A 15565-nucleotide genomic window follows, 5' to 3' on the forward strand; every position below is an offset into this window, starting at 1 on the left:
CGCACGAAACCCCACCTCAAACGAGAGTGGGGTCTTTTTTACGTATTGCTTTCGGCTTCTTGTACAACTTGCGGCTATACCCGCGATGTAAATACACCCATTGCCACCACGTGGCATCCCGACTCGTCACCTCGCACAGATAGCGCATGTTCATCGGATTCACCTCGATGACGCGGAATGTGATGTGCGGGTCGAGGTTCGCCATCACCAGTCGGGAATAGATCAACTCATATGTATCGTCATACAGCATAAACGGTCGTTTTGTCGCCGCCATGTCATCACCTCATATCGAGCATACCTACTTAAAGTCTATTCAGCAAAAGGAGAAAATACGAAATTTAACCGTGATAAAAGTTGTTAGCCTTCTATAACCTTATCTGACTCGTATTCATACATTAATCTAAAGGAAATTCCTTCATCTGCGCTCGATGAAATTTGATGCAAGACGACTTTGTAAGTGGAGACAGTGTACTCATTAAGACGAAGTTGTTCCACAGTTTTAAACCTAGTGACAATAACAAGTTCCGGATCTTCTAATGGAGTTTCTGGGTCAAAAATCAGGGCGATTTTTCGATTGATATAGTCTCGTAAGATTAACTGGGCATAAGAGTTGACCGTCACGTCCATGTAACCATTCGACCCGATTGTCATTTTGGGATTCGCTCTATTTCGGGCAATATATGAATAGTTGTATTCCACTTGAGAACTCTTGTTATGATTTCTCAACATAATCTCGTAATAACTAATATTTTTAGGACTCTTCTTCCCTCTTTTACTGATTGAGTAAGACTCCAACCAAATGTCACTTAAATCATTTTTTGAAACGAAATCTAAATAGTTTTCGAGATTCCTTACATCCAAATAAGAAACTACATTGAAAGCATTTGAATTTGCGACATTCGTTAGCTCAATCTTCAAATCGCCAAACTTAGTCCCGATAGTTTCATTACCTTCTAACGTTTCGTTAATTCTAGGTGATGCGGCTTGATAATCAGATTCAATCGGAATCAGTAGAGGTTGTTTAGACATTTTCGAGTCTTCTTTAGATAGGTTAAACTGAGATTGCGCCGCATCTGCAGAGGCTTTTGCACTAAATGCTGCCCAAGTCGATAAGCACACCGTCACAGCTGTCAAAAAGGCAGTGACGTTATCAACATTAAGCAGTGTATTATTAGTTCCTAAAATTAAGTCGATCATTAAACCAACTCCTTAGTGTGATTATTTCATTAGGTTACTCACTTCAAGAAACCTCCGCAGCTCTGGCAACTCGTTCCGCCGGTCATTCTCCCATAAATCCCTGAACGCCTCAGGGTCATGCGATAATGTTGTCTGTCGATAGGTGTGCTCGTCCACTGGTGTCATGATGACAATCGGGTCCGTCGACAATCCCAGGAATACATCCGTCTTGCCGTACGTCTCCGCCAGTTTCCAAGTGGCTCTGTACCGACCATGCACGTCAGCAGGGACGAGTCGTTGTTCAATGATGCTCCATTTCATGATATCCCTCCAAACAAAAAAAGCCCTCGTTCGAGAGCCTATTTCGCCACACGTATCCGTTTGTCCTGCGTTACATACTTCGTGACCGAGCCCGTTTGCTCCACCGTCACCGCTTGCAACCGACGCAACAAGTCTTCAATCTCCTTCGTCGTTCCCTTGATCGCCACTTGGGTCCCACCGATGACCACAATGTTCATGACGCCCTCCTATCTAGTTGACTAGATGACTTTACTACTTGATTATTCCCGCATTATATAGAAGGAAAACCTTTCTACCTTTCATTCAAAAACAGGAACAAACGTTCTTTCATTTGGTGTAATATTGTCTATACAGAGAGAGTGAGGTAGGATGGTTTTGCTTACTCTCATGCACAGGGTAGGGGGATGAAGATGAATATTCAATATGATGAGAAAAAGAAACGCTATTACTCACGTATAACGCTAGGGTATAACAATGTCGGAAACAGAATACAGAAGAGGGTCTTTGCTCAAACAAAACGTGAGATGCATTCGCAAATTGCATCTTTGATCAAACGATTTGAGTCGGGCGAGTTTGATGTAGCGAAGAAGAAAAGCGAGAATCTTAACTTTGAAAACGTGGCAGAAGAATGGCTAAGTGAGCACGTAGCCGAACTATCCATTAATACCAGGGATAGCTACACGGCACGAATGAACCGGATCCTTGATAATTTCTCGGGTCGACTAGTCGCGGAAATATCAACCCGAGACATTCGTATTTTCCTAAAGGGATTGCAAGAGGAAGGACTGGCACCCGAGACGACGAACACGTATCGGAGCATCCTGTCCTCGCTATTCGCATATGCCGTCCGAAACAAGTATGTGAGCGAGAACCCGGTCAGCGTCATCAAACAGTTCCGCATGCCGAAGAAGGAGATTCACACCTTCGACTCGCTGCAACTCACATCCTATTTAAACGGGTGCAAAGAGTTGGCTGAGGAAGAAGCAAACCACGGGAATTATGTTGCCTTGAAGACTGCAGCATACACCGGTATGCGCATTGGTGAGGTATTGGCGCTCCGCTGGTCGGACATCGACTTCGAGAATGCGACGATCCGTGTCGCTCACTCATTATCGTACAGCACAAAAGACAAATGTTACTCGTTGGACGGGACGAAGAACAAACGCGTCCGTCACGTCACCATCTCGAACGACTTGGTCCAGACGTTGAAGTGGTACAAGATGCAATGGATGTTCCTCGTGAAGAAGATGCGGAACGAGCCAGAGCCGACATTCGCAAACCTTGTATTCCTCACGATTGAAGGGAAGCCGAAGCACCGCTCCTATCTCCGCCATTGGCACAAACGCGTCCTGAAGGAGAAAGGACTGCCTAAGGACTTCCGAATCCACGACCTGCGCCACACCCATGCCACGCTATTGCTCGAAATAGGAGAGCATCCGAAGGTCGTACAGGAGCGGTTAGGGCACAAGGATATCAGTGTCACGATGGATATGTACACCCACGTGACGATGACGCTCCAGAAACAGACGGCCGAGACGTTCGGGGCGTTAATGGATCAAAAGCTATCAAACGAGTAACAATCGTTCGACAAATTGAAAACCGATTCGACAAAATAGTGCTCACGACATGAAAAAACGAAAACTGTGCCATTTCTGTGCCACACCAAAAAGAAAGCACCTCCTGTCATAAACAGGAAGTGCTCTGAACCGCTTCGTTGAGCGGTGTTTTTGATGCCTCCGACGAGAATCGAACTCGTGCTGCAGCATTACCATTGCTGAGGTCTGCCACTAACCTACAGAGGCGTTACATCAACTATGTTACACACGTTCCTTCCATTTTTCAAGCTTTTTCAGAATAATAAGACCTCCAATCTTCCTTAGCGGAAGACTGGAGGTCAAATGGTTCATGCTTATTTTGTACGGATCCAAACAGCACCTGCAGAATTGTCTTTCGCTTCACCGACAACGTCAATGACGAGCCCGTATTGCGGAAGTTTACGTCCTGCATCTGGGATGAGTGAGTTGATGTACGAATTCGCATCATTGAACTGCTTCACGCCAGCTTGTGCTTTGTAATCATACACACCACGACTTGGTGAATCGATGTACCAAGCGAGTGTCTTATCGAGACTGAATGCAGCATCAGCGATTTGGTAACGCGTGCTACCTGCAACTGTCTCTTTCCCGTTCAAGTTTCCGATGAGCGCCTCTGGGTGAGAGTCGACGACACCGAGGAAGCCTTCACCAGGGTGGACACCGACCCAGTTGTCTGTGTACGAGTCATCACCGTACCACACGACAAGACCAGTGTTGTATTTCACGCCACGGCCGTTGAGAAGACCCATATCCGACCCGGCATGGTTACGCCATTCGAGGTAGTAGTAATGCGGTTTTGAATCGTATCCGTCTGAGTTGACGAACCCATCAAGCGTGACGGCTTCAGCGCCTTCCGCATCATCTGCGAAGAGTGTTGCTGATTCTGATTGGATTGACAAGTTGTCGACCGCGAAGCCTTTCATTGCGACGCCGCCATCTGTCACGTATTCGAATACAATCTGTACATCTTGTCCAGCGAATTGTGAGAGGTCATAAGACTTGTTGACCCATGCACCGTTCGTCGTCTCAGCAGGGTATCCAGCTTCGTTTTCGCCATTGACGTCGTCACCGAACACATCGAGGACAACTTCTTTACCGCCACTGACGGCTTTCACATACAAGTAGTCGTAATCTGATTCGACTTCATAGAATGAATCAAATGTGAGTACACCGTCCGCACCAAGTTTCACGCTAGGTGTAGCCATTTCTGTATGGATGTCGTCACCTTTTGTCGAGTAGTAGTAGCGCTCGCCATAAGCTGGTTCGATTCCTTTAATCTTCTTATCAGGAAGGTTAACTTTGACAATTCCTGGGTTGTTTGACTTCGTCACAGATTGGTCGAGTTGAGAGACAAAACCTTGTGAGTTGATATCTTCAAGGTCGACTTCTGTGATGTTCGCCCAGTTTCCACCCATGATTTTTTGGAAGTACTCTTTGTTTTGTGGTGAGAAGCTTGTTGGCTCTGTACCAGCGACTTTACCAGCCCAGCTACCGCCACTCATGATTGACCATGATTGTACTGGCTCACCTTGACCTGTGTACTGCGTATCGTACTCATCTGGAAGACCGAGGTCATGTCCAAATTCGTGTGCGAAGACGCCGACTGCACCGTCTTCAGGTTGAATCGTGTAATCGTACGCCGCCATTTTTCCGCCCCAATAAGGAACTGCAGCTTCTGTGTTGGCTACCGGATAAACGCCGTTAAGGACCCAACGGTGTGACCATACTGCATCGTCACCGAGTGCACCACCACCAGCTTCTTGACCAGTACCAGCGTGGATGATCATCAAGTGGTCGACGAGTCCGTCTGGCTCATTGAAATCACCGTCTCCATCCAAGTCATAAAGATCGTATTGGTCGTGCTCGGCAAGATCGATTCCTGATGCGACAGCAGCGTTTAACGCATCTTTAACGAGTTGACGCGGACCAGGACCGACGTTATCATGACCACCATCGCCTTTGTCTGCACCATAGTCTTTAGCAGTTCCAGGTACGGTTAACCATTCAGAAACCTCTCCGTCGACCGTGTAACTGCCACCTGATTGTTCTTCATAGTATTGTTTGAAAGTTTGAACCTTTTCTCCGTTGAAGAGTTCAAATGGTTGGTCACCAAACATATAGTTCTCATAGTGCTCTTTGCTGAAGTTGTCACTATACATATAGCCTGCTTCTTGAATAATGTTATTGTGTTTGAAGTCGCTATACTCGACGAGAAGGACGAGGACCTTATCTTCACGCACTGCACCGTTATAAGATGATTGTTGTGCCGGAGAAACCTTCACTTGACCGTTCGGCTTTCCTTTACGGTAGTTCGCTTGACCTTTTTTCGCTTTGTCGAGAATTCGTTCAGTTTCTTTTTCGAATTGAGTATGTATCTTCTCTTTTGCTTTTGAAGCCTTCTCATTCAATTCGTCGTCGTGCTTATGTGGATCTTTCGCTTCACCTTGTTTTTTCGCGATATACGCGTCGACCGCTTTCATGCGCTCCGATGCTGACAATCCTTTTTTGATGACGCCACGCTTCTCGAGTGCTTTTGCGAGACGATCTTCATCGATGATGTTGTGGTCGAACGGAGCAAGCTCGCTCGTTGTCGGCACAGATGGTGCAACCGAAAGCGGTGCAGCACCAGCGGCCGGAACGATACTGACTGTCATGGCAGATGTCATGAGAGCCGCGAGTGTCGTTCGACGGATGGAACGTTTTTTCATTTGTATGAACCTCCTGTAAAAAAATAATGGGAAAATGTGTGAGCTTGTTGTAAATGTACCGTTTGTGTCTGATTAATGTCAATATTCAGAAAATAATAACCTAAAAAAGAGTCTAAAGACCTATTTAGTCAATATGTACTAAATAGTCTTAGACTCCAGGTCGATATATCCATAATGGAATTTCGATGTTTTTCTCTTTACCTGAGTAAAACCATAGTGTTTGAAGGCATCGCTCTCAAAATGAGCCTTTAAGACAATTCGTTTCTTAGCTACTCGATTTGCTTCAACCATCAACTCTTTTGAGAGTGGGGAGGTGTCGGCGATTGAGCGAAGTGGGTTCAGATGAACCGATTCTGAAATCGTTTTTTCGAACATCGGATCAAAGTAAATACAGTCGAACGAATTTTCCGCACATGTTTTCAAATATTCGAGAGAATTCGTATGAACGACCTCAATGCGGCGCATCGCCTCATTCACCTGCTCATCTTTTTCGACCCAAACGGACATGCCTTCTCGGACGAGCTGTGCCGTTATGAATTGGCTCTCAAGACCGATTACTTTACCGGTTGAACCGACGGCATGGCTCATAACGATACTGTCTGATCCGAGTCCAAGCGTACAATCTAAAATACGATCACCAGGTATTGCTTGTAATGCGTCAATGAGTGGATCTGTTCCGCCACGACTGAGTTGCTTCACCCGAAAAACCGAACTAGAAGGGTGAAAAAAGAATGGCTCTTTACTTTGTAATGGTGTGAACTCGACGCGTCGCTTGTCAAAGACGAGCACATCTTGGCGATGCCGCTTTTTCAATTCCTCAATGGAATGTTTGCGTCGCTCGATAAATTTCATATTATATAATGTGGCATGCGCTTGCGCCCGAGACAATACTTCATCTGTCGGACGTAAACAAGTGGTTACGATATACATGGGACGAGCTCCTTCATAAAAAATGAGACGCAGTCGCGTCTCATTTTTTCTTACTGAGTAAATCTGACAGTTCGTCGATTAGTGCTTTGTGAGAAGCGAGTTCTTTCTTCTTCTCGTCGTTCACGTTCACCGGACGTTTTGAACGGCTTTGAAGTGCTTCGAGTGTCTCGTCGATTGACGATTTCAACGTATCACGTTCTTCAGGTTTCAAGGATACTTCATGCGGATTTTCTCCAGAGGCATCTAACTCGCGAAGGCGCGCCATCAATTGTTTCGCTTCACGATTCAAATCCACTAGCAATCTGTCAATTTGTTCCAATCTTAATTTGATTCCATCTCGTTCTGTAAACATCTGTTTCACCTCTTTTGCGGTTTAACCCTAAGGTCTCTTCCTGTTTACTTTACCATAAAATTTGTTAAACGAAACTACCGGGAATATATTCCATTTATTTTGAGTATAAGAAACATTGTTTCTCTATCCCCACACGAAGTTCACCTGCTATACTAACTGAGCTAATAAGGAGGTGGGCGGATGGAGACTACAAATCATCCACCAAAAGCGCTCAAGGGAGCGATTGTGTCAATCACGGCATATTTGATCTTATCTATATTAAAAGTGTTTTTCGGATATTTATATGAATCTGAGGCGGTTTTAGCCGATGGATTCAACAATACGACGGATATTATCGCGTCGGTCGCCGTCTATATTGGAATTCGGGTTGCGGCGTTACCTCGGGATGCTGAGCATAAATATGGTCACGCGAAGATGGAGACAATCTCTGCACTCATCGCTTCATTGATCATGATTGCGGTCGGTATTTTCGTCTTCTTTAATAGTCTGTCGAATTTAATCGGGGGAGAATATGCAGAACCGAACCCGTTAGCGGCGGTCGTCGCGTTCGCCAGTGCGCTCGTTATGTTCGGGGTGTATCGCTTCAACTTGAACCTCGCAAAGAAAACAAAATCATTGGCGCTTAAGGCTGCGGCGAAAGACAACTTGGCCGATGCGATGATTTCAGTTGGAGCTACGCTGGGTGTGCTATTCGCTTATTTCCAACTGCCTTGGATGGACACTGTCTTGGCAATTGTTATTGCCGGCATGATCATCCGGACAGCGATCCAAATCTTTTTAGATGCAACCCATCAGCTTTCTGACGGATTCCCTCCACACCTCGTCGAGTCTTATGAGGAAACGATTGAACAATTTGAACGTGTGAAAGAAGTTCGGGAGATTAAGGGGCGTCATCTAGGAAATCACGTGATGCTCGATGTGACAATTGCAGTTGATGGAGATTTGACCGTGGACGCGGCCCATGAATTATGTGACGAAATCGAACGAAAACTGGATGAACAGCATGCGGTCGATTCGGTGCATATTCATATTGAACCGATTTGACGTTCGGTTATCTTTTGCGCTTCATGATTGGATTCGTTTATAATAAGCGCAGACAGATATTGAACTACTAGTTAAGGAGGGCACGGGATGAACATCGTGCGTCAACCTATTCGCCAGATTGATGAGATCGAATATGAACACTTTCAGAAATATGGAGAAAACTCATATGGCGTTTCTGCTGAAGAATTGAAAGGAATCCTCGAAGAAATGGGGACGGAGCAACTCTATCATGCAGAAGAGCATAGTTACGGAGAAGACTTTTATTACGACTTGATGGTCGATGATAAACTTGTCGGTAAAGTCTTGTTGCTCAAGCTTGCCCGAGTTTACCAACTTGACCTGATGGTGTTTGATGCATACAAAAATAAGGGATATGCGACGGAAGGTTTACGTCTCGCCTTATTGGACTCAAAATTGATGGATGGACAAACAGTTCGCGCCGGCATTCCACCGACAAGCCCACATCAACAAGAGATGCATCAAGTGCTCGTTCAAAACGGATTTGAAAAGCGAAACGGTCTATATTATTTAAATTTCAAGAAACGATATGTAGTAAACCATTAAGCTGACGGCGTCTCGCACGTCAGCTTTTTTCATATGGAGGGGTAAGGATGAAGCAGGTCACCATTAAAGATATCGCCGAACTCGCAGGGGTCGCAAAGAGTACAGTCTCCCGCTATTTGAACGGTGGATCGGTAGGGAAGAAGACGAGAGAGAAGCTCGATCGGGTCATCCGGGAAACCAATTATGAACCGAATCAATTCGCTCAAAGTCTTAAGTCAAAACAGACGAAGATGATTGGGGTCATCGTTCCGCGACTCGATTCTTACGCTGCCTCGCGTACGATGATGGGAATCGATGAACGATTGACAGAACGAGGCTATCAGATGCTCGTCGTCAACACGGCACAACAGACGGAACGAGAGATTGAACAATTATACAACCTCGCCAAACAAAAGGTCGCCGGTATCATTTGGCTCGGAACGACTGTCACCGACCGTCACCTCGAAGCAATAGAGGCGATTCAAATCCCAGTGTTGCTGATTGGTCAACAGCATGACAACGTGCACAGTCTCGTCTACCCGGACTATGAAGCCGCATATGCTCTCGGTAGAGAGTTCACGAAATGGGGTCATCGGGACGTCGTCTACGTCGGTGTTTCGGAGGCAGATATCGCAGTCGGACAAGATCGACGTGATGGATTTTTAAAGGCGCTTCATGAGGCGGATGCACGCGTCACAGTCGTTCAGACAACCTTTAAAATCGAAGATGCCATTCCGGTTGGAGAACGGTTGGCCAAGGAGATTGGCTCGACCTCACTCATTATTTGTGCAACAGACAATATTGCCCTTGGTGTATTGAAGGGACTGGCGAATCAGGGGATTTCTGTTCCGAATGACATCTCTGTCAGTGGCTTTGGTGGCTATGATTTCACGGAAGTCTTACATCCATCAATCACTACTGTTCATCTTCCGTATCGGCGAACTGGGGCCAAGTCGGCAGATATGATGCTTCAACTTTTACAAGGAAATGACGTTCCGATGAAAACGTTCACAATTTTTGAATTAAAAGTGCGCGAAAGCGTTGACAAGCTGAATTAAATCGTTTACATTTGTGTTGCGGAACCGGTTCCGCAACATTTTTTATTCTAAATTGGAACCGGTACCAATCGTATGTAGAACTTATAAGATTTTTGGAGGTGGACGATATGAACACCGTACATTGTATCGGCGAATTGTTGATTGACTGGGTATGCGAGGATGCCTCGAGCGACCTCGTCAACGGAACGACGTTCGTCAAAAAAGCAGGTGGCGCACCTGCAAATGTGGCTGCAGTCGTCAGTAAGCATGGTGGACAGTCGAGTTTTCTCGGACAAGTCGGGAATGACCCGTTCGGTCTTTTCCTGAAACAGACGTTGACCGACAACGGAGTCAGCACAGACAACCTTGTTGAATCGGGAGATACGACATTCGCTTTTGTGTCGATTCAAGAGGACGGAGAGCGGGACTTCACATTCCGTCGCGGAAGTGATGGAGATTATGCGTTTGAATCCATCGATTTGTCATTGATTCAAAAAGGTGATCTCATTCATTTCGGTTCTGCGACAGCATTACTAGACGGAAAACTAAAAGATGCGTACTTCAAATTATTACAATTTGCAAAGCGGGATGGTTTGTTCATCTCATTTGACCCGAACTATCGAGATGCGTTGATCACGGACCTTGAGCAGTTCAAACAAGATGCGAGACATTTCATCGCAGAATCAGACTTCATTAAATTGAGTGAAGAAGAAGCGCACTTGTTGACCGGTAAAGAGCAACTTGAAGACGCTGTTCAAGCACTACTTCAATTAGGTGCAAAACAGATTGCAATCACATTAGGGTCTCGTGGGACATTGATTGCGACAAGCACGCATCACGAAATCGTTCCTTCAATCTCAATCGACAGTGTCGATTCAACAGGAGCGGGAGATGCGTTTGTCGGTGCTTATTTGTATCGGTTGGCGACGCTCGGATTTGACCCGGAGCGCTTACGTTCCGACATCGAATATGCAAACGTAACGGGTGCATTAACATGTACAGCTTATGGCGCTATTCCAGCAATTCCATCACGACAACTTGTGAATGAAACGTTAGGAGGGAAATGAAGATGGATTACAAAAAAGAAGCAGCATCGATATTAGAAGCGATTGGTGGGAAAGAAAACGTGGCGGCAGCTGCTCACTGTGCGACGCGTCTTCGTCTCGTATTGAACGATGAGTCGAAGGTTGATGAGAAAGCTCTCGAACAACTCGATGTTGTCAAAGGAACGTTCTCAACGGGAGGACAATACCAAATCATCATCGGACAAGGTACGGTCAACAAGGTATATACAGAGTTCTCGTTATTAACAGGACTTGGTGATATGTCGACGACAGATGTGAAATCAGCCGGAGCGAAAAAGATGAACCCGCTCCAACAGTTCGTCAAAATGTTATCGGATATCTTCGTTCCAATCATTCCGGCGATTGTCGCCGGCGGTCTCTTGATGGGGATCAACAACTTATTGACGGCACCGGATTTGTTCTTTGAAGGACGTTCATTGATTGACCAGTATCCAGGCATGGCAGACCTCGCAGCAATGATTAATACGTTCGCGAATGCCGCCTTCGTCTTCTTACCTGTACTCATAGGTTTCTCCGCAGCCAAGCGATTCGGGGGTAACCCATATCTTGGTGCAGCGCTCGGGATGATCATGGTTCACCCGGACTTGATCAACGCATATGCACAGGCAACTGTTGAAGAAATTCCGGTTTGGAACATCTTTGGTCTTGAGATTGAGAAGTTAGGATACCAAGGACAAGTCTTACCAGTCCTCGTCTCGACGTATATTTTATCGAAGCTTGAAATCAACATCCGGAAGTTCATGCCGGCGTCACTTGATATCTTGCTTACGCCATTACTCTCTCTCCTCTTCACAGCGTTCATCACGTTCGCTTTCGTCGGTCCGATCACTCGTGAAGCAGGGAACTTGATCATTGATGGGTTGGTATGGACGTATGATTCACTCGGATTCGTCGGTGGTTTGATCATGGGTCTTCTCTACGCCCCAATCGTTATTACAGGTATGCACCATAGCTTCATCGCGATTGAAACACAGCTTCTTGCGGATATCGCCGAAACTGGCGGATCGTTCATCTTCCCAATCGCTGCGATGTCGAACGTCGCGCAAGGGGCGGCTACACTCGCTGTCTTCTTCTTGACTGCTGATAAAAAGATGAAAGGTGTTGCATCAGCATCAGGAATCTCAGCATTACTTGGGATCACAGAGCCTGCCATGTTCGGGGTTAACTTAAAGCTTCGTTATCCGTTCATCGCTGCCATCGTCGGTTCAGCTATCGCCTCTGCATTCATCGTCGGAAACGACGTATTGGCAGTAGCGCTCGGTGCTGCTGGGTTACCGGGAATTATCTCAATCGCACCTGGTTCAATCATCTCATATATCATCGGTATGGCTATCGCATTCGCCGTGACATTTGGATTGACATTCATCCTCGCGAAGCGACAAGCAAAAAAAGAAGCGGTCAAACAAGCCGCATAATGAAAAAGGAAGTGACACTATGAATTGGACGAAGGCCGAACGTTATCGTTCACTCCGTGACGTGAGCGCCCTCGAGATGGAGGTGCTCCGTACTAAGACGGCCGCATCCCCGTGGCGGTTTGGATACCATATCCAGCCGCCTACGGGCCTCCTCAATGATCCGAACGGCTTCGCATATTACGATGGAGAGTACCATCTATTCTATCAGTGGTTCCCGCTCGGGCCAGTTCACGGTCTCAAACATTGGTACCATGTCAGTTCAACTGATCTCGTCCATTGGACGGACCGCGGGGTGGCGTTAGTCCCTGAAACGAAGGAAGATTCTCATGGTGCATATTCTGGAAGTGGATTCGTCGTTGATGATACCCTTCATGTGATGTACACCGGGAATCATCGTACCGACGATTGGACGCGTCACGCCTCGCAAATTATCGGTGTCTTACGTGACGGGGTAATTGAGCGTCGTAATGTGGCAATCCCGGATATTCCAGCAGGCTACACGGAACATTTCCGTGATCCGAAAGTATGGGAAGAAGATGAATCGTATTATGCGATTGTCGGTGCACAGCGAACGGATGAGACAGGATGTGTCGTTTTATATCGTTCGACCGACTTGAATGAATGGACGTTTTTAGGTGAAGTGAAGACCGAACTTGAGCGGTTCGGTTACATGTGGGAATGTCCTGACGTGTTTGAACTGAATGGAAGACATGTTCTCATTTTTTCTCCGCAAGGGATTGAGCCTGAGGGTCATCGCTACCACAACATCTATCAATCCGGATATGTCACAGGTACTCTTGATTTAGAGACGCTCGTCTTCACGCACGAGTCGTTTGAAGAGCTCGACTTCGGTTTCGACTTTTACGCTCCGCAAACGACGGAGCATGATGGTCGTCGTATTCTAGTCGGCTGGATGGGCTTACCGGAGATTGAATATCCGACAGACCGCTACGGTTGGGCCCATGCGTTGACGCTTCCTCGAGAACTCTCGGTTGAGGATGGCGTATTAAAACAACGACCAGTCCCTGAAATGAAGCAACTCCGAACTAATCAGTTCGCAGACGAATCAGGTACGCATATCGAAATGATTTCGCCCGAACGTTATGAATTGAAATTGTCGACGTCCGGAGAAGACTTCGAGCTTGAACTATTGAAGACAGAAGAAGAGTCGCTTGTGATTCGGTACGAGAAAGATACACGCGAATTGACCATCGATCGGACAAACGCGGGTGAACCGTTCGCGACCGAGTTCGGGACGACCCGGACAAAAGTGAACGAGGTCAAGTCCCTTCATCTGTTCGTCGATTCCTCAAGTGTTGAATGTTTCGTCAACGAAGGTGACGCCGTGGCAACGCTTCGTGTCTTCCCAAGTGATGACGAGAAACGGATTCGCTTCGTCGGAGCGGATGCGACATTAGTTGGTTGGAAGTATGAATGAGTGTAAAAGCTGAGCGTTTGCTCGGCTTTTTTATTTTCCCAAATATTGAAACCGATTTAAATGGTGCGACGTATATTAGGCGAGAGGGGTGAAATGATGGATAAATGGATTCGTTGGGCAGGTGAGATTCGTAAAATAACGATGGCTTATAAAATCGATACAGAAGAACTTGAGAGAGAAGAAATGGAACACGTGATGGTGGCGGAGTCAACGGAGCGTGGAATAGTGAATCCAGAAGTAAAGTTAGAGTTTCATGAATTGAGCCGGGTTCGGGTGTTCGCGGAAATGCTACGAAGTTCGGAAGAAATCGAAGGCATTGAGATTGAAGTGGCTCCCGATTTTGATCTGATGTTGCACTATAAGGGTGGAGAACAGGAATGCTATCAGCTTTGGCTCGGTCAACCAAACCGTCCGAGTGCGATCACGAAACTCGAACGGACGGACGTTATTTGGAAGTTACCAGAACATACGACGAATCGCTTGATTGATATCCTCGGAGTGAACTACTCGCCACTTATTTGCTTCGCAAATTGAAGGGGGAGCTTCTTGGGAAGACCGTGCTCTCACCAGCCACGATTGTTTACCAAGCTCGTCGGGTGGTTCCCACCCTGAAGGAATTCGTTTTAGTTTGCCAACATCAACAGGTTGATGCTCGCGTTGATGTCTCGGTCATGATGCGCGCCACAGGCACACGTCCATTCACGGACATCCAGCTTCTTCTTCTCGCCCTTTACTCCGCAAGTGGAACAGATTTGAGTGGATGCGAACCATTGATCCGCCTTGATGAGCGTCCGTCCGTAGAAGTTTGATTTGTACTCGAGTTGACGGACGAACTCGTACCAACTGACATCGCCAACCGATTTGGCTAAGCGTCGGTTCTTCATTATGTTGCTCGATTTCAATGTCTCCACGACGATGACTTGGTTCTCGTCAACGATCCGTCTCGACAGTTTGTGAAGGAAGTCCTTGCGTTGGTTGGCAATCTTTTCGTGTTTCTTGGCCAAAAGTAATTTGGCCTTTTCACGATTCTTGCTCCCGATCTTCTTGCGTGACAAAGCGCGCTGCGCCTTCTTGACCTTCGCTTCGGATTGTCGAAGGAAACGTGGGTTTTCGATTTTCTCCGATACCATCGCGTCGTTCGTCATGACGGCGAAGTGCTCCAGACCGAGATCGATCCCGACCTTGTTCTCGGCTGGGATCCATGGTTCATCGTCCTGTTCGACGAGGATGGAGACAAAGAACTTGCCCGTCTTGGTCATCGAGACCGTCGCCGACCGGATGACGCCCTCGAACGGGCGATGTTGTGTGAACCGCACGAACCCGACCTTCGGCAGCCGGACCTTGCCCGCCTCGATGCGGATCGTGCCGTGCTGGTTGTTCGTCGTGTAGGAGGCGCGCGACCGTCGTCTCGACTTGAAGGCCGGGAAGCCGCCCGTCCCGGCGAAGAACTTCGCGAACGCGTTGTCGAGGTTCAGCTTCGCGTTCGCGAGCGCGAGGCTGTCCGCCTCGGCGAGGAACGGGAACAGGGGCTTGTAGGAGGCGGGTGTCGCCGGTTTCCGCTTCGTGTCGCTCCCCGCCTTCGCCTCCTCGCGGATGGCGATCCGGTCCTCGAGCAGCTTGTTGTAGATGAACCGGGCGCAACCGATCGTCTTGATGAGGAACTCGGCCTGTGCCGGCGTCGGATGGAGCCTGTATTTGTAGCCTTTCAGCATGTCCGTCCCTCTTCCCTCCAGAAGATTGTGATGTGTCCTCCTCATCCGATACCCGCGGAGATGAAAGAAGAATCTGACGGAATCACGAACTTTTGTTCGCTACATCTGTCACAGAGAGAGAAGAGTTTTGGACCGGGCGATTCATCTCCCGCCTACGCCGGGCTACGCCACGAGACGCTTAGAGGAGGGAGAATTCTCGCCTGATTCAGTTAAATACGTAAAAAAAGCAC

16 protein-coding genes and 1 tRNA gene are annotated in these 15565 nt (G+C 47.2%); 8 read left to right on the top strand and 9 right to left on the bottom strand.

Annotated elements, in window-relative coordinates:
- Nucleotides 1–16: 16 nt before the first annotated feature.
- From LCM29_RS03935 to LCM29_RS03950, 4 genes are all read right to left on the bottom strand, one after another.
- On the bottom strand, nucleotides 17–274 hold the full coding sequence (locus tag LCM29_RS03935) for a hypothetical protein (RefSeq protein ID WP_224861017.1): 258 nt from the start codon (nucleotides 272–274) through the stop codon (nucleotides 17–19).
- An 83-nt stretch (nucleotides 275–357) separates the two neighbouring features.
- Nucleotides 358–1197 (bottom strand): hypothetical protein, encoded by an 840-nt coding sequence (locus LCM29_RS03940; protein ID WP_224861019.1) that lies wholly within the window; start codon nucleotides 1195–1197, stop codon nucleotides 358–360.
- Nucleotides 1198–1218: 21 nt separating this feature from the next.
- Nucleotides 1219–1497 (bottom strand): hypothetical protein, encoded by a 279-nt coding sequence (locus LCM29_RS03945; protein ID WP_224861021.1) that lies wholly within the window; start codon nucleotides 1495–1497, stop codon nucleotides 1219–1221.
- A gap of 38 nt (nucleotides 1498–1535) precedes the next feature.
- Complete coding sequence (locus LCM29_RS03950; protein WP_224861023.1) at nucleotides 1536–1694, bottom strand: hypothetical protein; 159 nt, start codon at nucleotides 1692–1694, stop codon at nucleotides 1536–1538.
- 192 nt (nucleotides 1695–1886) lie between these two features.
- Here LCM29_RS03950 and LCM29_RS03955 point away from each other — a divergent pair, with 192 nt between their 5' ends.
- Nucleotides 1887–3053, top strand: coding sequence for a tyrosine-type recombinase/integrase (locus LCM29_RS03955; protein WP_224861025.1), 1167 nt, complete (start codon nucleotides 1887–1889; stop codon nucleotides 3051–3053).
- A 154-nt stretch (nucleotides 3054–3207) separates the two neighbouring features.
- On the opposite strand, the gene LCM29_RS03960 is transcribed toward LCM29_RS03955, so the two are convergent.
- The 4 genes from LCM29_RS03960 to LCM29_RS03975 form a co-directional block, all read right to left on the bottom strand.
- Nucleotides 3208–3278: transfer RNA gene (locus LCM29_RS03960), tRNA-Thr, on the bottom strand.
- Between the two features lie 107 nt (nucleotides 3279–3385).
- The gene (locus LCM29_RS03965) at nucleotides 3386–5779 is read right to left on the bottom strand and encodes an immune inhibitor A domain-containing protein (RefSeq protein WP_224861027.1); all 2394 of its coding nucleotides are present in this window, start codon (nucleotides 5777–5779) and stop codon (nucleotides 3386–3388) included.
- A 138-nt stretch (nucleotides 5780–5917) separates the two neighbouring features.
- Entirely contained in the window at nucleotides 5918–6709 is a 792-nt protein-coding gene (locus LCM29_RS03970) for a class I SAM-dependent methyltransferase (RefSeq protein ID WP_224861029.1), read from the bottom strand.
- 40 nt (nucleotides 6710–6749) lie between these two features.
- A complete protein-coding gene (locus tag LCM29_RS03975) occupies nucleotides 6750–7061 on the bottom strand; it encodes a hypothetical protein (protein ID WP_026826028.1) in 312 nt (103 codons plus the stop codon).
- A 180-nt stretch (nucleotides 7062–7241) separates the two neighbouring features.
- Between LCM29_RS03975 and LCM29_RS03980 the strand changes: the two genes are divergently transcribed.
- The 7 genes from LCM29_RS03980 to LCM29_RS04010 all read left to right on the top strand — a co-directional run bounded on the left by LCM29_RS03980 (nucleotide 7242) and on the right by LCM29_RS04010 (nucleotide 14157).
- The gene (locus LCM29_RS03980) at nucleotides 7242–8105 is read left to right on the top strand and encodes a cation diffusion facilitator family transporter (protein ID WP_214692206.1); all 864 of its coding nucleotides are present in this window, start codon (nucleotides 7242–7244) and stop codon (nucleotides 8103–8105) included.
- Nucleotides 8106–8192: 87 nt separating this feature from the next.
- The gene (locus tag LCM29_RS03985; RefSeq protein WP_214783163.1) at nucleotides 8193–8669 is read left to right on the top strand and encodes an N-acetyltransferase; all 477 of its coding nucleotides are present in this window, start codon (nucleotides 8193–8195) and stop codon (nucleotides 8667–8669) included.
- Between the two features lie 47 nt (nucleotides 8670–8716).
- Nucleotides 8717–9706 (top strand): LacI family DNA-binding transcriptional regulator, encoded by a 990-nt coding sequence (locus tag LCM29_RS03990; protein WP_224861032.1) that lies wholly within the window; start codon nucleotides 8717–8719, stop codon nucleotides 9704–9706.
- A gap of 107 nt (nucleotides 9707–9813) precedes the next feature.
- Nucleotides 9814–10752: a carbohydrate kinase family protein gene (locus LCM29_RS03995; protein WP_214783157.1), complete on the top strand. Its 939-nt coding sequence runs from the start codon at nucleotides 9814–9816 to the stop codon at nucleotides 10750–10752.
- A 2-nt stretch (nucleotides 10753–10754) separates the two neighbouring features.
- Nucleotides 10755–12185 (top strand): sucrose-specific PTS transporter subunit IIBC, encoded by a 1431-nt coding sequence (locus tag LCM29_RS04000; RefSeq protein WP_214875788.1) that lies wholly within the window; start codon nucleotides 10755–10757, stop codon nucleotides 12183–12185.
- Nucleotides 12186–12204: 19 nt separating this feature from the next.
- Nucleotides 12205–13623: a glycoside hydrolase family 32 protein gene (locus LCM29_RS04005; RefSeq protein ID WP_224861034.1), complete on the top strand. Its 1419-nt coding sequence runs from the start codon at nucleotides 12205–12207 to the stop codon at nucleotides 13621–13623.
- Nucleotides 13624–13719: 96 nt separating this feature from the next.
- Nucleotides 13720–14157 carry a hypothetical protein gene (locus tag LCM29_RS04010; RefSeq protein ID WP_224861036.1) on the top strand — a complete coding sequence of 146 codons (438 nt, stop codon included), beginning with the start codon at nucleotides 13720–13722 and terminating at the stop codon, nucleotides 14155–14157.
- 89 nt (nucleotides 14158–14246) lie between these two features.
- Here LCM29_RS04010 and tnpB read toward each other — a convergent pair whose 3' ends face one another.
- On the bottom strand, nucleotides 14247–15335 hold the full coding sequence (gene tnpB, locus LCM29_RS04015) for an IS200/IS605 family element RNA-guided endonuclease TnpB (protein WP_224861038.1): 1089 nt from the start codon (nucleotides 15333–15335) through the stop codon (nucleotides 14247–14249).
- Nucleotides 15336–15565: the final 230 nt, after the last annotated feature.

Source organism: Exiguobacterium aestuarii (assembly GCF_020171655.1).
Classification (GTDB): domain Bacteria; phylum Bacillota; class Bacilli; order Exiguobacteriales; family Exiguobacteriaceae; genus Exiguobacterium; species Exiguobacterium aestuarii_A.